Origin of the sequence: Citrobacter sp. Cpo090 (assembly GCF_030332665.1) — a bacterium.
GTDB lineage: Bacteria > Pseudomonadota > Gammaproteobacteria > Enterobacterales > Enterobacteriaceae > Citrobacter > Citrobacter portucalensis.
Genome location: NZ_JAOWHK010000025.1, coordinates 1,554,421 through 1,576,105, shown reverse-complemented (window position 1 = coordinate 1,576,105; position 21,685 = coordinate 1,554,421). Strand labels below are relative to the sequence as shown.

General features: G+C 51.6%; 17 protein-coding genes. 10 read left to right on the top strand and 7 right to left on the bottom strand.

Annotated elements, in window-relative coordinates; all coding sequences use genetic code 11:
- Positions 1-53 precede the first annotated feature (53 nt).
- On the top strand, positions 54-1,085 hold the full coding sequence (gene torT, locus OGY83_RS10260; protein ID WP_286635812.1) for a TMAO reductase system periplasmic protein TorT: 1,032 nt from the start codon (positions 54-56) through the stop codon (positions 1,083-1,085).
- Here the strand turns inward: torT and torR are convergent.
- Complete coding sequence (gene torR, locus OGY83_RS10255; RefSeq protein ID WP_003021912.1) at positions 1,058-1,750, bottom strand: two-component system response regulator TorR; 693 nt, start codon at positions 1,748-1,750, stop codon at positions 1,058-1,060. The genes torT and torR overlap by 28 nt on opposite strands.
- A 131-nt stretch (positions 1,751-1,881) precedes the next feature.
- Between torR and torC the strand changes: the two genes are divergently transcribed.
- The 3 genes from torC to torD are packed head-to-tail and all read left to right on the top strand — an operon-like array spanning position 1,882 to position 6,213.
- Positions 1,882-3,060, top strand: coding sequence for a pentaheme c-type cytochrome TorC (torC, locus tag OGY83_RS10250; RefSeq protein ID WP_286635810.1), 1,179 nt, complete (start codon positions 1,882-1,884; stop codon positions 3,058-3,060).
- Positions 3,050-5,590 carry a trimethylamine-N-oxide reductase TorA gene (gene torA / locus OGY83_RS10245; protein ID WP_286635809.1) on the top strand — a complete coding sequence of 847 codons (2,541 nt, stop codon included), beginning with the start codon at positions 3,050-3,052 and terminating at the stop codon, positions 5,588-5,590. Before torC ends, torA begins: the two co-directional genes overlap by 11 nt.
- Entirely contained in the window at positions 5,587-6,213 is a 627-nt protein-coding gene (torD, locus tag OGY83_RS10240; protein ID WP_286635808.1) for a molecular chaperone TorD, read from the top strand. The genes torA and torD overlap by 4 nt, the downstream gene beginning before the upstream one ends.
- A gap of 43 nt (positions 6,214-6,256) precedes the next feature.
- Here torD and uspF read toward each other — a convergent pair whose 3' ends face one another.
- A complete protein-coding gene (gene uspF / locus OGY83_RS10235) occupies positions 6,257-6,685 on the bottom strand; it encodes a universal stress protein UspF (protein ID WP_079938314.1) in 429 nt (142 codons plus the stop codon).
- Between the two features lie 528 nt (positions 6,686-7,213).
- On the opposite strand from uspF, the gene OGY83_RS10230 reads away from it, so the two are divergent.
- Both OGY83_RS10230 and OGY83_RS10225 read left to right on the top strand, forming a co-directional pair.
- Positions 7,214-8,308: a NapC/NirT family cytochrome c gene (locus tag OGY83_RS10230; protein WP_194211104.1), complete on the top strand. Its 1,095-nt coding sequence runs from the start codon at positions 7,214-7,216 to the stop codon at positions 8,306-8,308.
- 20 nt (positions 8,309-8,328) lie between these two features.
- Complete coding sequence (locus OGY83_RS10225) at positions 8,329-10,773, top strand: trimethylamine-N-oxide reductase 2 (RefSeq protein ID WP_286635807.1); 2,445 nt, start codon at positions 8,329-8,331, stop codon at positions 10,771-10,773.
- Positions 10,774-10,841: 68 nt separating this feature from the next.
- Here OGY83_RS10225 and OGY83_RS10220 read toward each other — a convergent pair whose 3' ends face one another.
- The 5 genes from OGY83_RS10220 to cusR form a co-directional block, all read right to left on the bottom strand.
- Complete coding sequence (locus OGY83_RS10220) at positions 10,842-11,645, bottom strand: MBL fold metallo-hydrolase (RefSeq protein WP_286635806.1); 804 nt, start codon at positions 11,643-11,645, stop codon at positions 10,842-10,844.
- 83 nt (positions 11,646-11,728) lie between these two features.
- Positions 11,729-12,235 (bottom strand): hypothetical protein, encoded by a 507-nt coding sequence (locus tag OGY83_RS10215; RefSeq protein ID WP_286635805.1) that lies wholly within the window; start codon positions 12,233-12,235, stop codon positions 11,729-11,731.
- A gap of 372 nt (positions 12,236-12,607) precedes the next feature.
- Positions 12,608-12,934, bottom strand: a complete 327-nt coding sequence (locus OGY83_RS10210; RefSeq protein ID WP_286635920.1) for a PcoE/SilE family metal-binding protein — start codon at positions 12,932-12,934, stop codon at positions 12,608-12,610.
- A 125-nt stretch (positions 12,935-13,059) separates the two neighbouring features.
- Positions 13,060-14,511 carry a Cu(+)/Ag(+) sensor histidine kinase gene (locus OGY83_RS10205; RefSeq protein ID WP_286635804.1) on the bottom strand — a complete coding sequence of 484 codons (1,452 nt, stop codon included), beginning with the start codon at positions 14,509-14,511 and terminating at the stop codon, positions 13,060-13,062.
- The gene (gene cusR / locus OGY83_RS10200; RefSeq protein WP_048226190.1) at positions 14,501-15,184 is read right to left on the bottom strand and encodes a copper response regulator transcription factor CusR; all 684 of its coding nucleotides are present in this window, start codon (positions 15,182-15,184) and stop codon (positions 14,501-14,503) included. Before cusR ends, OGY83_RS10205 begins: the two co-directional genes overlap by 11 nt.
- 195 nt (positions 15,185-15,379) lie before the next feature.
- On the opposite strand from cusR, the gene OGY83_RS10195 reads away from it, so the two are divergent.
- The 4 genes from OGY83_RS10195 to OGY83_RS10180 all read left to right on the top strand — a co-directional run bounded on the left by OGY83_RS10195 (position 15,380) and on the right by OGY83_RS10180 (position 21,666).
- On the top strand, positions 15,380-16,762 hold the full coding sequence (locus tag OGY83_RS10195; RefSeq protein WP_286635803.1) for an efflux transporter outer membrane subunit: 1,383 nt from the start codon (positions 15,380-15,382) through the stop codon (positions 16,760-16,762).
- A 32-nt stretch (positions 16,763-16,794) separates the two neighbouring features.
- Complete coding sequence (gene cusF / locus OGY83_RS10190; protein ID WP_079937001.1) at positions 16,795-17,142, top strand: cation efflux system protein CusF; 348 nt, start codon at positions 16,795-16,797, stop codon at positions 17,140-17,142.
- Positions 17,143-17,218: 76 nt separating this feature from the next.
- Positions 17,219-18,511, top strand: coding sequence for an efflux RND transporter periplasmic adaptor subunit (locus OGY83_RS10185; protein WP_286635802.1), 1,293 nt, complete (start codon positions 17,219-17,221; stop codon positions 18,509-18,511).
- Positions 18,512-18,522: 11 nt separating this feature from the next.
- A complete protein-coding gene (locus OGY83_RS10180) occupies positions 18,523-21,666 on the top strand; it encodes a CusA/CzcA family heavy metal efflux RND transporter (RefSeq protein WP_286635801.1) in 3,144 nt (1,047 codons plus the stop codon).
- Positions 21,667-21,685 lie beyond the last annotated feature (19 nt).

Sequence of the window (21,685 nt, the reverse complement as noted above, 5' to 3'; positions counted from 1 at the left end):
AGTCCAAAAGAGGAAAGCAACTAGGATAAAGCCTTATCAATGTTGAGGCTATCATGCGCGTATTGCTTTTCCTGCTTATAACGCTTATTCCCGGCCTGGGTCACGCGACCGGGTCCGCATTGCTGCGCTGGCAGGATACGCAGCAGGCAGTCCCGGAACGGCAAACGGACGTTACTGCAAACAAAGTCTGGAAACTGTGCGCGCTGTATCCCAGCCTGAAAGACTCCTATTGGCTTTCCGTTAATTACGGCATGCTTGAGGCGGCGAGGAAATATGGAGTAAGCCTGAAGGTGTTAGAGGCGGGAGGGTATCGTCAGTTCTCCACGCAAAAAACACAAATCGCCCAGTGTCAGCAATGGGGAGCGGATGCCATATTGCTGGGAAGCAGCACGACGACCTTCCCGGATCTTTCCGTGCAGGTGGGCGCGTTGCCGGTCATTGAGGTAGTGAATGCGATACACGATCCGACGGTGAAAGCACGGGTCGGCGTTCCGTGGTTCCAGATGGGGTATCAGCCAGGACGCTATCTGGTCAAGTGGAGCGGCGGCAAACCGTTAAAGGTTCTGCTATTGCCAGGACCTGATGACGCCGGAGGCAGTCGCGAAATGGTGGCAGGATTCCGTCAGGCGATTGCCGGTAGCCAGGTGCACATCGTGGATGTGGCGTTGGGGGATAATGATATTGAAGTTCAGCGCAACCTGTTGCAGGAGATGCTTGAGCGTCACCCGGATGTCGATGTGGTTGCCGGTACGGCAATTGCTGCGGAAGCGGCGATGGGAGAGACGCGGAATCAGGGGACGCCGCTCACCGTGGTCTCATTTTACCTGTCGCATCAGGTATATCGCGGACTTAAACGCGAAAGAATCATTATGGCTGCCAGCGATCAGATGGTCTGGCAAGGTGAACTGGCGATTCAACAGGCGATCAGGGTGTTACAAGGGCAACCGGTTCCGGAAAATATCAGTCCGCCGATTCTGGTGCTCACCCCGAAAAATGTCGACAGCCAGCATGTTCAGCGCTCGCTGTCTCCTGGTGGGTTCCGTCCGGTTTATTTGTATCAGTACACGTCGGCCGCTAAGAAATAACCTTCGCCGTGCTGTGTAACCAGCAAATCGGCCCGCAGCTTGTGGCGCAAACGGCGGATCAATACATCCACGGTGCGTAAGTCTGGATTGTCTACCCGTCGTGCCGAAAGCATACGCAGTAAACGTTCGCGGCTGAGAATTTCCCCCGGATTGGTGACAAAGGCGACCAGCATTTCATACTCGGCGCGGGTGAGTTTGATCGTCTCATCGCCCAGCTCCAGGGTATGCCGGGAGACATTCAGACAGTATCCGGCAAACTGATAGCAGTTATCTTTGGTCTCCGGCTGTGCCTGGCGGGCAAGATCGATACGCCAGAGCAAATTTTTAACCCGAACCACCAGTTCACGTAGCTCCAGCGGCTTGGTGACATAATCATCAGCGCCCATTTCCAGGCCAACGATCCGGTCAATTTGATCGCTACGGCCTGTCACCAGAATGATCCCCACCGTTGAGCGTTCACGCAGGGCGCGGGTCAGCATTAAGCCATTTTCGTCCGGGAGGTTGATATCCAACAGAATAAGATCGACAGGATGTTGTGACATGATCTCACGTAGGCCTGTAGCGCTGGCGGTGACCGAGACGTGGTAACCCTCCTGTTCAAAGTATGCCTGCAACCTCGCCTGGGTGACGGGTTCATCTTCAACAATGACAATGTGATGCGACATCCTGATGGCGTTCTCTTTCTGTTCATATCTGTTCACATTGTGCAGTAAGCCATTCATCCTGACCAGTGTTGCTGTTCACATTTGCGAAATAAGATCCTCTGTAACTAAACCATAAGAATACAGGGGCTATTATGCGGAAACTATGGAGGGCGCTGCTCAGACCGAGCGCACGTTGGTCAGTGTTGGCGCTGGTCGTTATCGGGATTGTGATCGGTATTGCGCTGATCGTCTTGCCGCACGTTGGTATTAAATTAACCAGCTCAACCGAGTTTTGCGTGAGCTGCCACAGTATGCAGCCAGTTTACGAAGAATATAAACAGTCTGCGCATTTTCAGAATGCCTCCGGGGTGCGCGCAGAATGTCATGACTGCCACATTCCATCCGATATTCCAGGCATGGTGAAACGTAAGCTGGAGGCCAGCAACGATATTTACCAAACCTTTGTTGCCCACTCTATTGATACTCCAGAGAAATTCGAAGCCAAACGCGCTGAGCTGGCGGAACGAGAATGGGCGCGAATGAAGGAGAACAACTCCGCGACCTGTCGTTCTTGTCATGACTATGATGCGATGGATCACGCTAAACAACATCCTGAAGCTGCGCGCCAGATGAAGATTGCAGCCAAGGACAACCAATCCTGTATCGACTGCCATAAAGGTATTGCGCACCAGCTTCCCGATATGAGCAGCGGTTTCCGCAAGCAGTTTGATGAGTTACGCGCCAGGGCGAATGACGATGGCGAGACGCTCTACTCTCTGGACATCAAACCTATTTATGCCGCCAAAGGTGATAAAGAACCTGCAGGCTCACTGCTGCCCGCCTCTGAAGTGAAAGTGTTAAAGCGTGACGGTGACTGGCTGCAAATTGAAATTGTGGGTTGGACTGAGAGCAATGGGCGTCAGCGCGTGTTGGCGCAACTGCCGGGCAAGCGCATTTTTGTGGCCTCCATTCGTGGCGACATCCAGCAGCACGTGAAGACGCTGGAGCAAACCACCGTTGCGGAAACGAATACGCCATGGAGTAAATTGCAGGCCACTGCCTGGATGCAGAAGGGCGATATGGTCAACGACATCAAACCTATCTGGGCCTATGCCGACTCGCTCTATAACGGAACCTGTAACCAATGCCACGGCGCGCCAGAGAAAGAACACTTTGATGCTAACGGTTGGATTGGCACGTTGAACGGCATGATTGGATTTACCAGTCTGGATAAGCGTGAAGAACGTACCTTGCTGAAATATTTGCAGATGAATGCCTCTGACACTACGGATAAGCCGCATGGCGATAAGGGAGAAAGCAATGAAAAATAACGATCTCTTTCAGGCATCTCGCCGACGTTTTCTACTGCAGTTGGGCGGCTTGACCGTAGCCGGTATGTTGGGACCTTCTTTGCTCACGCCCCGTAGCGCCAACGCTGCAGAAGTCCAGGGCATTGGCGTCAAAGAGGGAATTCTGACCGGATCTCACTGGGGGGCAATTCGTGCCACCGTGGTTGACGGTCGTTTCATTGAGGCCAAGCCGTTCGAGCGCGATAAATACCCGTCAAAAATGATCGCCGGACTTCCGGATCACGTACACGGTGGAGCGCGTATTCGCTACCCGATGGTTCGCGTGGACTGGTTGCGTAAGCGCCATCAGAGCGATACCTCGCAACGTGGAGATAACCGCTTTGTGCGCGTTTCGTGGGATGAAGCGCTGGATTTCTTCTATCAGGAGCTGGAGCGCATTCAGAAGACCTATGGTCCGAGCGCGCTGCTGACGGCCAGCGGCTGGCAATCGACCGGGATGTTCCACAATGCTTCCGGGATGCTGGCGCGCGCCATTGCGCTGCATGGCAACAGCGTGAGCACGGGGGGCGACTATTCCACCGGTGCCGCTCAGGTCATTCTGCCGCGCGTGGTAGGGTCAATGGAGGTGTATGAACAGCAGACCTCCTGGCCACTGGTACTCGAAAACAGCAAAACCATTGTGTTGTGGGGTTCTGACCTCATCAAAAACCAGCAGGCGAACTGGTGGTGCCCGGATCATGATGTCTACGAATACTACGAGCAACTGAAGGATAAAGTGGCGCGGGGCGAGATTTCGGTCATCAGCGTTGACCCGGTCATCACCTCGACTCACGACTACCTGGGCCGCGACAAGGTTAAGCATATCGCCGTGAACCCGCAGGCGGATGTGCCGCTACAGCTGGCGCTGGCGCACACGCTGTATACAGAGAAGCTCTACGATAAGCATTTCCTCGATAACTACTGCGTTGGGTTTGAGCAATTTCTGCCTTATCTGCTGGGAGAAAGTGACGGACAGCCTAAAGATGCCCAGTGGGCGGAAAAAATCTGCGGAATTGATGCGGATACGATTCGTGAACTGGCGCGGCAGATGGCGGGCGGCAGAACGCAAATTATTGCCGGCTGGTGCGTGCAGCGTATGCAGCATGGGGAACAGTGGGCGTGGATGATCGTAGTGCTGGCCTCAATGCTCGGGCAAATTGGCTTACCCGGCGGGGGATTTGGTTTTGGCTGGCACTACAACGGCGCGGGCACCCCGGGGCGTAAAGGCGTTATCCTGAGCGGATTTTCTGGTTCCACCACCGTTCCACCGGTACATGACAGCTCCGATTATAAGGGCTACAGCAGTACCATCCCGATCGCGCGTTTTATCGATGCGATTCTGGAGCCGGGCAAGAGCATTAACTGGAACGGTAAAACCGTCAAGCTGCCGCCGTTGAAGATGTGCGTTTTTGCCGGGACCAATCCGTTCCATCGTCACCAGCAGATCAACCGTATTATTGAGGGCTGGCGTAAGCTGGAAACCGTTATCGCCATCGACAATCAGTGGACATCGACCTGTCGGTTCGCTGATATCGTATTGCCGGCGACGACCCAGTTTGAACGTAACGATCTCGACCAATATGGCAACCACTCCAACCGCGGAATTATCGCCATGAAGCAGTTGGTGCAGCCGCAGTTTGAAGCGCGTAATGATTTCGATATTTTCCGTGACCTTTGCCGCCGCTTTAACCGTGAAGAAGCGTTCACTGAAGGGCTGGATGAGATGGGCTGGTTGAAGCGCATCTGGCAGGAAGGAAGTCAGCAAGGGAAGGGACGCGGTGTTCATCTTCCGGCCTTCGACGTTTTCTGGGATCAGCAAGAGTACGTTGAATTTGATCATCCGCAGATGTTTGTACGCCATCAGGCCTTCCGCGAAGATCCCGACCTTGAACCGCTGGGGACGCCGAGCGGTTTGATCGAGATATATTCGAAAACTATTGCCGATATGCAATATGACGATTGCCAGGGGCATCCGATGTGGTTTGAGAAAATCGAACGTTCACACGGTGGGCCTGGGTCGCAACGTTGGCCGCTGCATCTGCAATCCGTCCACCCGGATTTCCGTCTGCATTCACAGCTCTGCGAGTCCGAAGCGCTGCGTAAGCATTACGCGGTTGGTGGCAAAGAGCCGGTGTTTATTAACCCGCAGGATGCCAGCGCCAGGGGGATCCGCAACGGCGATATAGTTCGTGTATTTAACGCCCGTGGACAAGTGCTGGCCGGAGCGGTTGTTTCCGATCTCTACTCGCCGGGCGTGGCGCGTATCCATGAAGGTGCCTGGTACGATCCTGATAACGGTGGAGAAATCGGAGCGCTGTGTAAATACGGCAATCCGAACGTGTTAACCATAGATATCGGCACGTCTCAGCTGGCGCAGGCGACCAGCGCCCATACTACGCTGGTGGAAATTGAGAAATATACCAGTAAGGTGGATAACGTGACGGCGTTCAGTGGCCCGATAAAAATGGTGGCGCAGTGTGAATATGTCCCGGCTGAGCAGGTGAAGTCATGATGAAACACATCTCCCTGACGACAGAACAGATGGCCTGTGTTTATGCATGGTTGGCGCAAATGTTTTCCCGGGAGCGTGACGGTGAGGGATTAGCGCAATTGCAGTCCAGCGAAATGGCTGAGTGGTTCACCGTACTCAAAGGCGAGCCGCTGCTTGAGGCGCAGGTCCTTCAGTTGGAAGCGAAAATTGCCGCGCTTAAGGTGCGTGAGGATGCCACCCTGGAACTGGCTGCTGATTTTTGCAGCCTGTTCCTGATGTCGGATAAACACGCAGCGTTACCCTACGCATCGGCTCATCTTGAAGAAGGACCAAACTACGGGGTCATTAAACAACTGTTATCTGATGCGGGCATGCAGGTAAGCGATACGTTTAGCGAGTCAGCCGATCATCTGGCGATTTTTATCGAACTGCTGAGCCATCTGCATTTTTCTCTTGGAGAGCCAGAGGTTAGCCGTCAGCGTATTGATGCGTTGCGCAGAGAAACGCTGGCTGGGCTGTTACGCTGGTTACCGGAGTTTACCACCCAATGCCGCCGGTATGATGACTTTGGTTTTTACGGTGCATTGAGCCAGCTGTTGCTGGCGTTGGTAAGACTGGATACTCAGAACGAAGGGATGGCCTGAGCCACAAAAAAACGGGAGCACATTCGCCCCCGTTTTAACCCTATCACCGCACAACCAGCACCGGGCATTTCGCGTGGCGGACTACGGCTGCCGCCGTTGAACCCAGTAGATAAGTGCTAAACCCCGGCTTATGTGAGGCAATGACAATAAGCTCGGCGTCAACCGCCTCCGCCACCTTGAGGATCTGATCTTTTGGTGGGCCGTAAACGACGTGGGTCTGACTCCTGCCGGCAGGAATATTGAACTGTTTAATAATCTCTTCGAGTTTTTCGCTGGCTTTGGCCTGCAGACCACTTCTGTCCGGGAATTCGGTAGAGTAGGCCAGCCCCAGCGAGGCATAGAACGGAACGGTAGGAATAACGGCTAAAAAGTGAACCTTCGCGGTTTTGGCATGCGCCTGGACCTGCGGAACAACATGACGGGTTAAATCGGTTTCAGAGATATCAATGGGCACCAGAATTGAGCGATACATATTCACTACCTCCTGTTTGTTTACCTCTACCCTGAGTGTAGCGAAAGTTGTCTTTGTATAATAAGTGACCAGATCAAGGTTACGTGCATAAATGCGCGTCAATGAAATGTGTGTGTCGCATGTCTGGCCGTATATGTATATGTGTGGAAAACTGTAAGACAGGTATCTTCATTAATACGTGTAATCACAAAATAGAAAAAGGTTCTTTTTCATATGTTTTCATTGTATATTTTATTATATAACGAGTGCTGCCACGGGATTAATTTCAGCGGCTTTTAGCGTTTATTAAATTTTTATTCTGAAGTTTTTATTATTGATGGATAATCAAACTTTATATGCGGGATAAAACTCTAATTTTAAACGAAATTTGATATTTGCATTTCGTTCTCACTAATTATGCGAGCCCCTTCAAACTTACCCGTTGGTTGATTCTAATTTCTATCTTCGCTTGATGAATATCAATAAGTAGCTGCTTTAGTATATTTATTGTCTACCTCTAAAAGGGTATTCGTCTTGTGGGAATAAAAGATGAGAAAAATAAATAAAACCATCCTCTGGTCGATGCTGCTATGCATTGCGCTTGGGGCCATTATTGTGTTGGCAGGACAATGGACATTACACAAAACCTCGAGCACCGAATTTTGTTTGTCGTGCCATACGATGCAGGCGCCCTACGAGGAATATACCGGATCGGTTCACTTTCAGAATCAGAAAGGCATTCGCGCAGAGTGCGCTGACTGTCATATCCCCGAGGGCGGCCTGGATTATCTGGTGGCTAAGCTGCGGGCCTCAAAAGATGTTTACCATCAGTTCATAACCAAAAAAATCGATACCCCGGAAAAATTTGAAGAACACCGTCTGGAGATGGCGCAAACCGTCTGGGCGCAGCTCAAGGCTAATGATTCTGCGACCTGCCGGAGCTGCCACAGCATGGACGCGATGGATCTTGCCGCACAAAGCGCAGATGCCCAGAAGATGCACAAAATGGGCATCGCGGAAAAGCAAACCTGCATTGATTGCCATAAAGGCGTCGCCCATTTCCCACCTGAAATAAAAATGGATGACAGCGCGCTTAAAGGGCTTGAAGCGCAGTCAGCCTCCACTCCGGCCTCGGCAACTGAACTTTATGCCGTAAGTAATACCGCACTTGGCGATCTGGGAACCGTTTACCCGGCAACAAAAATGCAGGTTCTGAAAACAACGGACAACGCGCGACTGGTCGAGATCCGCGGTAGCCAGATGCAAGGAAGTGAACAGGTTATTTACTACGCAGCAGGGCAGCGTTTGATTCTTGCCAGTCTGAGTGAAAAAGGTCAACAGTCGCTGAAGATTCTTTCCGACTGGAAAAAAGATGATTACGGCAATGCGTGGCGAGATGTCGTGCTGCAGGGCGAATGGAGCGGTTCCGCTCTCGCCAGTCGCGAGCCGATGTGGGATTACGCACGCCAACTCGACAATGTGTACTGCGCGGGCTGTCATGCGCCAATTCCGGCGAATCATTTCACGCTTAACGCCTGGCCTTCAGTAGCGAAAGGGATGGGCGCTCGCACCAATATCAGTGAAACCGAACTGGATATCCTGAGCCGTTACTTCCAGTACAACGCTAAAGACATGAACAAATAAGCGATAAATCAGGAGAAATCATGAAACTCACAAGACGTGACTTTATCAAGACGGCTGGCGCGGCAACCGGGACAATGGCGATTTCTTCGGTGATCCCAATGCCAGCCTGGGCCGAAGGCCAGAATGGCGGAGCGATTCTGACGGCTGCACGTTGGGGCGCGGTATATGTGGAAGTAAAAGACGGCAAAGTGGTTTCCTCAAAAGGTGCGTTGCCGAAAACGGTGCCGAACTCATTACAGCAAACCGCGCCGGATCAGGTTCATACCAATATCCGCGTTAAGTATCCGATGGTGCGTAAAAGCTATCTGGAAAACCCGGGTAAAGCGGATGGTAAACGTGGTAACGATCCTTTCGTGCGGGTTAGCTGGGAACAGGCGCTGAAGCTCATTCATGAACAGCATAGCCGGATCCGCAGCAGCTATGGCCCGGCTTCGATATTTGCCGGTTCTTATGGCTGGCGATCCAGCGGCGTTCTGCATAAGGCGCAAACCTTACTGCAACGCTACATGAGCATGGCCGGTGGCTACGCCGGGCATACCGGAGATTATTCAACCGGTGCCGCGCAGGTGATCATGCCATACGTTGTGGGATCGGTTGAGGTCTACGAGCAGCAAACCACCTGGCCGATGGTGCTTGAGCACAGTCAGGTTGTGGTGCTGTGGGGGATGAACCCGCTCAACACCCTTAAGATTGCCTGGAGCAGCACGGATGAACAAGGGATCGAATACTTTAATCTGCTGAAGAAATCAGGGAAAAGCGTCATCGCCATCGATCCGATGCGTTCTGAAACCATCGAGTTCTTTGGTGATAATGCGACCTGGATTGCGCCACATATGGGGACCGATGTGGCAATGATGTTAGGGATCGCCCACACGCTGGTGAAGAAAAATCTTCACGACAAAGCCTTCCTGGAAAAATACACCACCGGATATCCGCAGTTTGAAGAGTACCTGCTTGGCAAGAGCGATAAAGTAGAGAAAACTGCCGAGTGGGCATCTGGCGTGTGTGGCGTGCCTGCTGAGCAACTGGAAAAGCTGGCGGAAATTTTCTCCGGCAACAAAACCATGCTCATGGCAGGTTGGGGGATTCAGCGCCAGCAATACGGTGAGCAAAAACACTGGATGCTGGTGACTCTGGCGGCGATGCTGGGGCAAATAGGTACCGAAGGCGGCGGTTTCGGGTTCTCTTATCACTATTCCAACGGCGGTAACCCAACGCGCACTGGTGGGGTCTTACCGGCGATCTCCGCCAAAATTGAGGGTGGGTCATCGGCAGGTAACGACTGGGCGGTTTCCGATGCGGTGACCAGCCTGCCGGTAGCGCGAATTGTCGAAGCGCTGGAAAACCCAGGCGGCAAATATCAGCATAACGGTAAAGAGCAAACCTTCCCGGATATCAAAATGATCTGGTGGGCGGGCGGCGCTAACTTTACCCATCATCAGGATACCAACCGCTTAATCAAAGCCTGGCAGAAGCCTGAACTGGTTGTCATCTCTGAGTGTTACTGGACCGCCGCGGCCAAACACGCCGATATCGTTCTGCCAATCACCACCTCGTTTGAGCGTAACGATCTGACCATGACCGGTGATTACAGTAACCAGCATCTGGTGCCGATGAAGCAGGTCATTGAGCCGCAGTTTGAAGCGCGTAGTGACTTTGACGTATTTGCCGATCTGGCTGAAATGCTCAAGCCGGGCGGGAAAGCGGTCTACACCGAAGGCAAAGACGAAATGGCGTGGCTGAAGCAGTTCTACGATGCCGCGCAAAAAGCCGCCCGTGCCCAGCGTGTCGCCATGCCGCAATTCAACGCATTCTGGCAGCAGAATAAACTGATCGAAATGCGTGAGAATGAAAAGAATAACAAATACGTGCGCTACGCGGATTTCCGCAGCGATCCTGTGATGAACGCACTCGGAACGCCGAGCGGCAAGATAGAAATCTATTCGAAAACGATTGAAGGCTATCAGTATAAAGACTGTCCGCCGCATGCGTCCTGGATTGAACCGGATGAATGGAAAGGAACGGCGGATAAAGATCAGCTGCAGCTACTGACGGCGCACCCGGCACATCGTCTGCACAGCCAGCTGAACTACGCGTCTCTGCGTAAAGAGTACGCGATTGCCAATCGTGAACCGGTGACGATTCATCCGGATGACGCGAAAGCCAGAGGGATTGTCGAGGGCGATCTGGTCCGCGTATGGAATGCTCGCGGACAGGTTCTGGTGGGGGCGCACGTCAGCGACGGCATCAAACCGGGCATTATCTGTATTCATGAAGGCGCCTGGCCGGATATTGAAAACGGTATCTGTAAAAATGGCGGCGCGAACGTACTGACGGCGGATATCCCGACTTCACGGCTGGCGAATGGTTGTGCGGGGAATACCAGCCTGGTATACGCAGAAAAATACACCGGTGAAGCGCCAAAACTCACCGTCTTTGATGAGCCAGCAATTGTCACTATGTAATAAAGGCTGATAAACGGGAGCCGCAAGGTTCCCGTTTTTTATTGTTGTATTGGCAACGTTGACTGTCGTTACTCTGCCAGCACAATTACATCTCCCGTTGCCGGGGCGTCAGTTCCCGGTAGCCACAATCGCCCCCACGAACCGGTACAATGACAGCCGAGCAGTTTTTCGGGTTGTTGTTGCTTAATAAATTGTCGGGTCCGCCATAGCTTAGTGGGGGAGGCTGCACGTAAATGAAACCCACCGACGAGGGCATAAATTTGGTTAACCCCGGTGATTTTCTGGCAATGGCGTACGATGTTCTCTATTCCCCGATGCCCGCAACCGGTAATGATGACTAACCCGCGTTCAGATTTATAGATCAATACGCCTTCGTCACTGATGTAATCTGGTTGCAGAGTTTTCTCGCTAATTACACCATAGGACCGTGGCGTGGGGACGCTAATTTCCCCGGACCACAAAAAGCGATCGCTGATAGCCAGCGGCTCACGGGTGTATTCCATGATGAATCGAGAGTAGTTGTTATCACGCGAGAGTTTTTTAATTTTTCGTGGTGTTCCCGCAACCGTAACTGAGGCATATCGTTCGCAGGCTATTTGGGGATGGCAAATGATACGGCTGTTATCCGCAAGCCACGGCACGCCGCCGCAGTGATCGTAATGGCCGTGCGACAGCACTACGGCGGTTAAGTGCGTCAGGTCCACGCCCATTTGCGCAGCGTTATGCATGAAGCTGTCATCCGGACCGGTATCAAACAATATTGTGGTTGTCTCATCCTGAACTAACAGACTTAATCCAGGCTTTGCCAGTAATGTTTTTCCAGCGCCTGCAGCATGTCGGTTTTCAAGCAGCACCGTGAGGGTCAAAGCCATGTCTGACTCCAGTATTAAAACGGCATACTGTAATGCATGGCTGTTGAGGGTGCTGTGATCGCAGCGCTCTTTAGCGGTATCTGTTATTCACGCACAATTTTGCCAGCGTTTCCTGCATCGCTGTCATTCCAGCTACCGCGACCATTTGTTTTAATCGTGTAAGTGGCATAGCCGACGCGGAAGGTCATCGTATCCTTATAGGTATTTACGTCACGCACTTCATTACCATTGACGTAAACGCCGGAATCTTCGACGTGAATATCAACGCTGCGTTGACCATTGGCAAATTTGGCTACGTAATTTCCGCTGAATTTGCCATCAATACCGGCATTATCGTGGTTATCCCGGTCTGCGGTATTTTGCTGCTCTTCACCATGGCGATGATGACGATTCTGCTGGCTGTTATCGTTCCCGATAAAGCCATGATCGCGGTTCCACTGATAGGATTTATTCACATCACAGCCATTGAGTTCACTCATTTGCGTACAACCTGAACGTTCATACTTTTTCTGCATTGCCGGGGTAATTGCACATGCCGTTGTGGCCGTTGTCAGGCCAAGGACCAGGAGGGTCAGCAGACGTTTATTCATTTTTCACTCACTATCATCATTAAGTTTATTTATAGGAATACGAACTTTTTGGCTGTCATGTTTACGACGACGGCAGTCTCCCATTAAATATTAACGACGCATACCAGGGGGAATCCTAATTTATAATTAGTATTAGGTGATGAATGTTGTAATACGCAACATAATAAGCAGTTTATTTACTTGTTTTGTACAATTTAGATAGAGAACTAAGAGGTGATTACTTTTATATGAAGGATTTAATGAATTATTAATATTGACATTAACAGTGATCAAGGACGCGGGCTTGTCTATAAACAGACCCGCGTGGGGAGAGTAGTCCACAATATTCAAACTTAGCGTATTAATGGATATCGTCGTCAATACAGTTGGTCTTTACCCTTGAGTGGAGATCTGTGCGCGGTGCTGCTCGACCTGTACCTCATGGGCAAACGAATGGCCGTTGTTGACTGATTGGTGAACGACCATCGCTTTTTCATGTTCATTCATTTGTGAAAATGATTGCGCATTGGCTGGTGCTGACGATGAATTATTTGCCTGCGCGGCGTGTGCTTGTGCCATTTGTTGATGTGCAGGGGCATCACTGTTATTCATCATTTCATGAGCCATTGCGGCCTGTTGATGCATTTTGGGTGTTTCTGCCGCATTAACGCCTGCTGAAATAAAAAACGCGATAGCTAAAAAAGAGGACATCTTATTCATCATATTTCTCCTGTTTGGGTTTACGGAAGAAAGTATAATTAATAGGGGCTGTCAGTGGCGTGACAGGATTATGACGGTTGTGTCAGACAACAGGTGATGACAGATATAAGCGTCATCACCATAAATTACATCGCGTGCTTGGGCAGCGTCAGAATAAAGCGAGTGGCATGATGGTCGGAAGTCACCGAGACTTTTCCTTGATGAGCAATCACAATCGATTTCACAATCGCCAGACCAATGCCGCTGCCTTCGCCTTTACGCTGTCGTGAAGGGTCTACCCGATAAAATCGGTCAAAGAGTCGCGGAAGATGTTGCGGGGGAATGGGGTTTCCGGGGTTCTCAACGACTATCTGGACCTGGCCATCCGCCTCTTTCACCCGCACGGTTACCGACTCGCCTTTTGGCGTATAGCGCATGGCATTTGACAGCAGGTTACTCATTGCCCGGCGTAACATTAATGGGTCGCCTGAAACCCAGCATGCGCGTCCTTCAAACCGTAAACCAACCTCACGCTCTTCTGCCCAGGCTTCGAAAAAGTCGAACACTTTACCGACCTCATCAGCCAGATTGAGCGCTTTTTTTTCTGGAATCAGCTGATTGTTGTCCGCCTGTGCCAGAAACAGCATATCACTCACCATCTTCGACATACGGCCAAACTCTTCGAGATTGGAATACAGTACGTCTTCGAGTTCTTTTTGGCTGCGGGTCTGGCTGAGCGCAATTTCCGTTTGGGTGACGAGATTAGTTATTGGCGTGCGGATCTCATGAGCAATATCCGCCGAGAAGTTCGACTGGCGTTTAAATACGTCCTCGATGCGTTCGATCATGTGATTAAACGAACTCACCAGCTGTTCCAGTTCAATAGGAACCGCTTGCGGATCGAGGCGTACATCGAGATCTTTCGAGGTGATATTTTGGATGCGACGACTGACATTACGGATCGGTTCATGGCCTTTGTATACGGCGAAAAGCACGATAAAAACAATCATCATGCTAATCAGCGATGCCGTCATAATCAGCTTGTTTTTCAGATCGTTAATATAGTGCAGATGAAAGTCGATCGATAATGCCAGATACAAGGTATACGCTGGTTTTCCATCGGCAAGCTGTCCTACCGGCAGGCGAATCATTCGCCAGTTAGACGATGTTTTCTGTCCGTGGATATGTTTGGAGGTTTGCAGTGTTGGGCCTGAGATAATAAAAACGTCACTGGCATGGGCATTTTTATCCGGCCTTGCGCTGGCGATAAATTGCCGGAGATCCGGCGCATTGGGCGAATGAAAAATGGCCTTCTGGTTGCTATCTTCCAGAGAAATAATGACGTTCGAGTAACCCGCCACCACATTTTTTAGCGTTTCCAGGCGGCGTGATTCTGGCTCGTTGGGTTGGTTTATAATCCGCTCCAGCGTGGCGCTAATCTCTTGTAAATCATTGATGTCCTGCTCGGCAAAATGGACTTTTACGGAGTGGATCATTATCCATGCAAAGGCGAAAAATGAGGCAATTGTCGCCAGGCTGATAAAAAAGGTCAGTCGTGTCGCCAGCGAAAAAGGGCGCCGCCATCGTTTACTGACCATCAGGAACCTCAAGCATATATCCCACGCCGCGTACGGTCTGAATCAGTTTCGGCTCAAAGTCGTTATCAATTTTGGCGCGCAGACGCTTAACTGCGACGTCGATGGCATTTGTATCGCTGTCAAAATTCATATCCCAGACCTGGGAGGCGATCAGCGAGCGGGGTAAAACTTCCCCCTGATGGCGCAGAAAAAACTCAAGCAGCGTAAATTCTTTGCTGGTCAGGGTGATGCGCGTACCGCTGCGGGTGACTTTTCTGCTGACCAGATCGACCATTAAATCGGCGACCTGAAACTGGCTTTCGACAATCACCGCAGCGCCTCGACGTAGCAACGTTCTGACCCGTGCCAGCAGTTCGGCGAAGGCAAACGGTTTAACCAGGTAATCATCAGCACCCAATTCCAGACCTTTAACCCGATGTTCAATGGTACCCAGTGCGGTGAGGAGAAGAATGGGCATTCCTTTGTTGGCGGAACGCAGCATGCGCACGATATCCCAGCCGTTTACATCCGGCAGCATGATGTCGAGTATGAGCAGGTCGTAATCGCCGGTCATCGCCAGGTGATACCCGTTCAGGCCGTTATCCGCTAAATCCACGACAAAACCCGCTTCCGTCAGGCCTTTCGTCAGGTATTCACCGGTTTTTTTCTCATCTTCGACTATCAAAACCTTCATCGCATTCTCCTTCTCGCACTGGTTGTGCGGACTTTCAATTCTAGGGAAGCGGGATCGGATAGCAATCGGTTATTGGGAAAATGACAGTTTTGTCATTTTCCTGTCACCGGTTAAACAGAGTCACTTCGTTAAAGTACAAGACTATAAATTCCTACTTATTTTAGGGACATCAGTCCGGTCAGGACGAGAAGAACTATGAGCAAATTTAAGCTTCTTACTCTCAGCGCTATATTCGTGCTCGCTGGTTGTTCATTGGCACCGGACTATCAGCGCCCGGCCTTGCCGGTGCCACAGCATTTTTCTTTAAGCCAGAATTCCCTGGTGCCAGCTTCTGGTGAATATCAGGACACGGGGTGGCGAACCTTTTTTGTTGACGACCAGGTGAAGGCGTTGATTGGCGAGGCGCTGATCAATAACCGCGATTTACGCATGGCGACGCTGAAGGTTCAGGAAGCGCGAGCGCAGTATGGTGTCACGGACGCTGACCGTTATCCGCAAATCACGGCAGGCTCCAGCGGTACCTACAGCGGTAAATTAAAAGGTGACAGCAGCACCGATCGTGAATTCGAAGCTGGACTCACTCTCAGTTTCGACCTGGATTTCTTTGGGCGGCTTAAAAATATGAGTGAAGCCGAACGGCAGAACTTCTTTGCCAGCGAAGAGGCGCGTCGGGCGGTGCATATCTTATTAATTTCCAACGTGTCGCAAAGTTATTTTAACCAGCGTCTGGCTTACGCGCAGCTGCAAGTTGCCGAAGAAACGCTGCAAAACTACCAGCGCTCTTACGCTTTTGTAGAGAAGCAACTGGTAACCGGTAGCACCAACGTACTGGCGTTGGAACAAGCGCGCGGTGTGATTGAAAGTACACGTAGCGAAATTGCCAAGCGTAAAGGTGAGTTGGCACAGGCCAATAACGCGCTGCAACTGTTGCTGGGTACATACGGGAAATTACCCAATGACCAGGCGCGCAGCCGTGGGGATATTAAACCGGTAACGCTACCGCCATCGCTCTCATCGCAAATATTGTTGCAGCGCCCGGATATTATGGAAGCTGAGCACGGGTTATTGGCGGCAAATGCCAATATCGGTGCTGCGCGGGCGGCATTTTTTCCGTCTATAACGTTGACCAGTTCCGTGTCCAGTAGCAGCAGCGATCTTTCCAGTTTATTTAATGCCGCCAGCGGCATGTGGAATTTTGTCCCCAAAATAGATATTCCAATCTTCAACGCCGGACGTAATCAGTCCAATCTCGACCTGGCAGAAATTCGCCAACAACAGTCGGTAGTGAATTACGAACAGAAAATTCAGAACGCATTTAAAGAAGTGGCGGATGCACTGGTGTTGCGCCAAAGCATTGCCGATCAAATTAGCGGGCAACAGCGTTACCTGGATTCGTTGCAAATCACACTACAACGCGCCAGAGCGCTTTATCAGAATGGTGCAGTTAGCTATATCGAAGTATTAGACGCAGAACGTTCTTTATTCGCTACGCGGCAATCGCTGCTCGATCTTAATTACGCCCAACAGGTTAATGAAATTAAGCTGTTTGCTGCCTTAGGCGGCGGTTGGGTGGAGTAATCCTTAATATTAACTTTTCAGGAGCATGATGTATGAATACTACCGCCAAAGCCGTGCTGTTTAGCCTTTTCTCTGTGGTCATGTTTAACGCTCAGGCCAGTGAGCATCAGCATGGCGAGATGATGAATATGCAGCCAGCGGCTCAACAGGAACAACTCATTAGCGCTACCGGGGTGGTTGAAGCTGTTGATATGGAAAGTAAAAAAATCACGATCAAACATGACCCTATTCCTGCGGTGAACTGGCCGGCCATGACAATGCGTTTTACGCTGGTTGCTGATACGAAGGCTGATGATATTAAGCCAGGCGATAAGGTCGCGTTTACGTTTGTTCAGCAGGGAAATCTCTCTGTGTTACGCGATATTCACATCAGTAAATAACGTTCTCGCAGGTCTCTTTTATTCTTGCCCGGTTTTTTGTAAACGCGGGTGAGACTATCGCGCAATGGAAATCACTATGGCGTCTTTAAATATTAAAAATACCGCGCTTATTCTCGCTGGCATGATTGCCGGAGGGGTTATTTCTGTCGGTATTTATACTTATTATTCATCGGCAAAAGCAACGGCTGAAACCGGGCAGGCTTCGCCAAAAGAAGCCAGGAAAGTGTTGTTCTGGTATGACCCCATGTATCCGAACACGCGCTTTGATAAACCGGGTAAATCGCCGTTTATGGATATGGATCTGATCCCGAAATATGCCGATGAAGAGACCGCGAACGCGTCATCACCAGGCGTGCGCATCGATCCCACCCAGACCCAGAACCTGGGGTTGAAAACAGAGCCAGTTCGTCGTGGACCGCTGCATTATGCGCAAACTTTCCCGGCCAATGTTAGTTATAACGAATACCAGTTTGTTATTGTCCAGGCACGCTCTGCAGGCTTTATCGAGAAGGTTTATCCGCTGACCGTGGGGGACAAAATTAAGAAGGGTTCGCCGCTGATCGATCTGACTATTCCTGATTGGGTTGAGGCGCAGAGCGAATATTTATTGCTGCGGGAAACTGGCGGCAGCGCCACGCAGGTGGAAGGGATTCTGGAGAGATTACGTCTGGCTGGAATGCCTGAAGCGGATATTCAGCGCTTAAAATCGACGCGTAAAATTCAGACTCGCTTTACCCTGAAAGCGCCTATCGATGGGGTGATCACCGCATTCGATTTGCGTACCGGTATGAACATTTCTAAAGACAATGTGGTCGCGAAAATTCAGGGTATGGACCCGGTATGGGTCAGCGCGTCGGTCCCGGAATCTATCGCCTGGCTGATTAAAGACGCCTCACAATTTACCATCACCGTGCCCGCCTGGCCGGATAAGCCTTTCACCATCAGCAAGTGGAGTATCTTACCAAGCGTTGATGCGACTACGCGGACGTTGCAAATCCGTTTGCAGGTTGATAATCCCGATGAGGCGCTCAAGCCTGGGATGAATGCTTACCTGCAACTGAAAACACAAAGCGAGCCAATGCTGCTGATCCCGTCTAAAGCGCTGATTGATACGGGTACCGAGCAGCGGGTAATCACCGTTGATAACGAAGGCCGATTTGTACCGAAACAGGTTGCGGTATTCCATGAATCTCAGGGGCTGACGGCTATCCGCTCCGGCCTGACCGAAGGCGAAAAAGTGGTGTCCAGTGGCCTGTTCCTGATTGATTCCGAAGCGAATATCTCTGGCGCACTGGACCGTATGCGCGCCCAGAACAGTAAGACGCAAGACGCAGCCGCCATGCCAGCCCAGGCGACCCATTCACACTGAGGACATAATAAATGATTGAATGGATTATCCGTCGTTCGGTGGCAAACCGTTTTCTGGTGATGATGGGGGCGCTGTTTCTCAGCGTCTGGGGAACCTGGACCATCATCAATACGCCGGTTGATGCGCTACCCGATCTCTCTGATGTTCAGGTGATCGTCAAAACCAGCTATCCGGGTCAGGCGCCGCAAATTGTTGAAAATCAGGTGACCTACCCGTTGACCACCACCATGCTGTCGGTACCGGGCGCAAAAACCGTGCGCGGTTTCTCGCAGTTTGGCGATTCCTACGTGTACGTCATTTTCGAAGATGGCACCGATCCTTACTGGGCGCGCTCGCGCGTACTGGAGTACCTCAACCAGGTTCAGGGAAAATTGCCGGCTGGCGTTAGCGCGGAAATGGGACCGGACGCCACGGGCGTCGGCTGGATATTTGAGTACGCGCTGGTGGATCGCAGCGGGAAACATGATCTGGCGGAATTACGTTCTCTTCAGGATTGGTTTTTAAAGTATGAGTTAAAAACGATTCCTAACGTGGCGGAAGTCGCCTCGGTAGGCGGCGTGGTTAAACAGTATCAGGTCGTTATCGATCCAATGAAGCTGACGCAATATGGCATCAGCCTGGCGGATGTGAAATCGGCGCTGGATACATCAAATCAGGAAGCGGGCGGCTCATCTGTTGAGATGGCTGAAGCGGAATATATGGTCCGCGCCAGTGGATATCTGCAAACGCTTGATGATTTCAATAACATCGTCCTGAAAACGGGGACCGACGGTGTCCCTGTTTACCTGCGCGATGTGGCGCGCGTACAGATTGGGCCGGAAATGCGCCGTGGGATCGCCGAACTGAATGGCGAAGGCGAAGTCGCGGGCGGGGTGGTTATCCTGCGTTCCGGTAAAAATGCGCGTGAGGTGATTTCCGCCGTTAAAGCCAAACTCGACACGCTGAAAAGCAGCCTGCCGGAAGGCGTAGAGGTAGTTACAACATACGATCGCAGTCAGCTCATCGATCGCGCCATTGATAACCTCAGCTACAAGCTGCTGGAAGAGTTTATCGTCGTGGCGCTGGTGTGTGCGCTGTTCCTGTGGCATCTGCGTTCGGCGCTGGTGGCGATTATTTCCCTGCCGCTGGGGCTGTGTATCGCGTTTATCGTGATGCATTTCCAGGGGCTGAACGCCAATATCATGTCGTTAGGGGGAATTGCCATTGCCGTCGGGGCGATGGTTGATGCCGCAATCGTGATGATTGAAAACGCCCATAAGCGGCTGGAAGAGTGGGGGCATCAGCATCCGAATGAAAAGCTCGATAACGCAACGCGCTGGAAGGTTATTACTGATGCCTCGGTAGAAGTCGGCCCGGCATTGTTCATCAGCCTGTTGATCATCACGTTGTCGTTTATCCCCATTTTCACACTTGAGGGGCAAGAAGGGCGACTGTTTGGGCCGCTGGCGTTCACCAAAACATATGCCATGGCAGGCGCGGCGTTTCTGGCGATTGTGGTCATTCCGATCCTGATGGGATTCTGGATCCGTGGCAAGATACCGGCCGAAAGCAGCAACCCGCTTAACCGCTTCCTGATCCGTATTTATCATCCGCTGTTGCTGAAGGTGTTGCACTGGCCCAAGACCACTATTCTGGTGGCGGTGCTTTCAATACTGACGGTTATCTACCCGCTGAATAAAGTCGGTGGTGAATTCCTGCCGCAGATTAACGAAGGCGATCTGCTGTATATGCCTTCGACATTGCCGGGGATCTCAGCGGCGCAGGCAGCGGACATGCTGCAGAAAACCGACAAGCTGATCATGACCGTTCCGGAAGTGGCGCGCGTGTTTGGTAAAACCGGTAAGGCAGAAACCGCAACAGACTCCGCGCCGCTGGAAATGGTTGAAACGACGATCCAACTGAAGCCACAGGACCAGTGGCGTCCGGGAATGACGATGGACAAAATCATTGCCGAGCTGGACAAAACCGTACGCTTGCCGGGGCTGGCGAATCTGTGGGTTCCGCCGATTCGTAACCGTATCGACATGCTCTCTACGGGGATCAAAAGTCCAATTGGCATTAAGGTGTCAGGTAACGTTCTGGCAGATATCGACGCCACGGCGGAGCAAATTGAAGAGGTGGCCAGAACCGTGCCGGGAGTCTCTTCGGCGCTGGCTGAGCGTCTGGTGGGTGGACGCTATCTCAACGTAGATATTAATCGTGAAAAAGCGGCCCGGTACGGCATGACCGTAGGTGCTGTGCAGCTGTTTGTCACTTCTGCGGTAGGAGGGGCAATGGTGGGCGAAACGGTGGAAGGGATTGCACGCTACCCTATCAATCTGCGCTATGCGCAGAGCTATCGTGATAGCCCGGAAGCATTGCGTAATCTGCCTATTCTGACGCCCATGAAACAGCAAATCACGCTGGCGGATGTCGCCGATGTGACGGTGGTTTCGGGTCCTTCAATGCTGAAAACCGAAGATGCGCGACCAACCAGTTGGATTTACATCGACGCCCGCGATCGTGACATGGTCTCCGTGGTGAACGATCTGAAAAAGGCTATTGCTGAAAAGGTCCAGTTAAAGCCGGGTACCAGCGTGGCGTTTTCCGGACAGTTCGAGCTGCTTGAGCGCGCCAGCCATAAGCTCAAGTTGATGGTGCCGATGACGCTGATGATTATCTTCGTTCTGCTTTATCTGGCTTTCCGTCGCTTTGGCGAAGCGCTGCTGATTATCACCAGTGTGCCTTTTGCGCTGGTGGGAGGCATCTGGTTCCTTTACTGGATGGGGTTCCATATGTCGGTTGCAACCGGAACCGGATTTATCGCCCTGGCAGGTGTTGCTGCGGAGTTTGGCGTGGTGATGCTGATGTACTTGCGCCACGCTATTGAAGCCGAACCCGCGCTGGAAAATCCGCAAACCTTTACGGCGGATAAGCTGGATGACGCGTTGTATCACGGTGCCGTGCTGCGCGTGCGGCCAAAAGCGATGACCGTGGCGGTAATTATCGCGGGTCTGCTACCTATCTTGTGGGGAACGGGGGCAGGCTCAGAAGTCATGAGCCGCATAGCCGCGCCGATGATTGGCGGCATGATCACCGCACCATTGCTCTCACTGTTCATTATCCCGGCAGCCTATAAGCTGATGTGGCTTCACAGGCACCGTAGCCAAAAGTAATGCCTTGAAACGCTCGCCT

Coding starts and splice junctions, on each gene's coding strand:
- OGY83_RS10210 (WP_286635920.1), bottom strand. CDS start 12,934: ATGAATAAGATGTCCTCTTTTTTAGCTATCGCGTTTTTTATTTCAGCA.
- torR (WP_003021912.1), bottom strand. CDS start 1,750: ATGTCGCATCACATTGTCATTGTTGAAGATGAACCCGTCACCCAGGCG.
- torC (WP_286635810.1), top strand. CDS start 1,882: ATGCGGAAACTATGGAGGGCGCTGCTCAGACCGAGCGCACGTTGGTCA.
- OGY83_RS10220 (WP_286635806.1), bottom strand. CDS start 11,645: ATGGCTTTGACCCTCACGGTGCTGCTTGAAAACCGACATGCTGCAGGC.
- OGY83_RS10230 (WP_194211104.1), top strand. CDS start 7,214: ATGAGAAAAATAAATAAAACCATCCTCTGGTCGATGCTGCTATGCATT.
- torD (WP_286635808.1), top strand. CDS start 5,587: ATGATGAAACACATCTCCCTGACGACAGAACAGATGGCCTGTGTTTAT.
- torT (WP_286635812.1), top strand. CDS start 54: ATGCGCGTATTGCTTTTCCTGCTTATAACGCTTATTCCCGGCCTGGGT.
- cusR (WP_048226190.1), bottom strand. CDS start 15,184: ATGAAGGTTTTGATAGTCGAAGATGAGAAAAAAACCGGTGAATACCTG.
- OGY83_RS10215 (WP_286635805.1), bottom strand. CDS start 12,235: ATGAATAAACGTCTGCTGACCCTCCTGGTCCTTGGCCTGACAACGGCC.
- torA (WP_286635809.1), top strand. CDS start 3,050: ATGAAAAATAACGATCTCTTTCAGGCATCTCGCCGACGTTTTCTACTG.
- OGY83_RS10180 (WP_286635801.1), top strand. CDS start 18,523: ATGATTGAATGGATTATCCGTCGTTCGGTGGCAAACCGTTTTCTGGTG.
- OGY83_RS10205 (WP_286635804.1), bottom strand. CDS start 14,511: ATGGTCAGTAAACGATGGCGGCGCCCTTTTTCGCTGGCGACACGACTG.
- cusF (WP_079937001.1), top strand. CDS start 16,795: ATGAATACTACCGCCAAAGCCGTGCTGTTTAGCCTTTTCTCTGTGGTC.
- uspF (WP_079938314.1), bottom strand. CDS start 6,685: ATGTATCGCTCAATTCTGGTGCCCATTGATATCTCTGAAACCGATTTA.
- OGY83_RS10195 (WP_286635803.1), top strand. CDS start 15,380: ATGAGCAAATTTAAGCTTCTTACTCTCAGCGCTATATTCGTGCTCGCT.
- OGY83_RS10225 (WP_286635807.1), top strand. CDS start 8,329: ATGAAACTCACAAGACGTGACTTTATCAAGACGGCTGGCGCGGCAACC.
- OGY83_RS10185 (WP_286635802.1), top strand. CDS start 17,219: ATGGCGTCTTTAAATATTAAAAATACCGCGCTTATTCTCGCTGGCATG.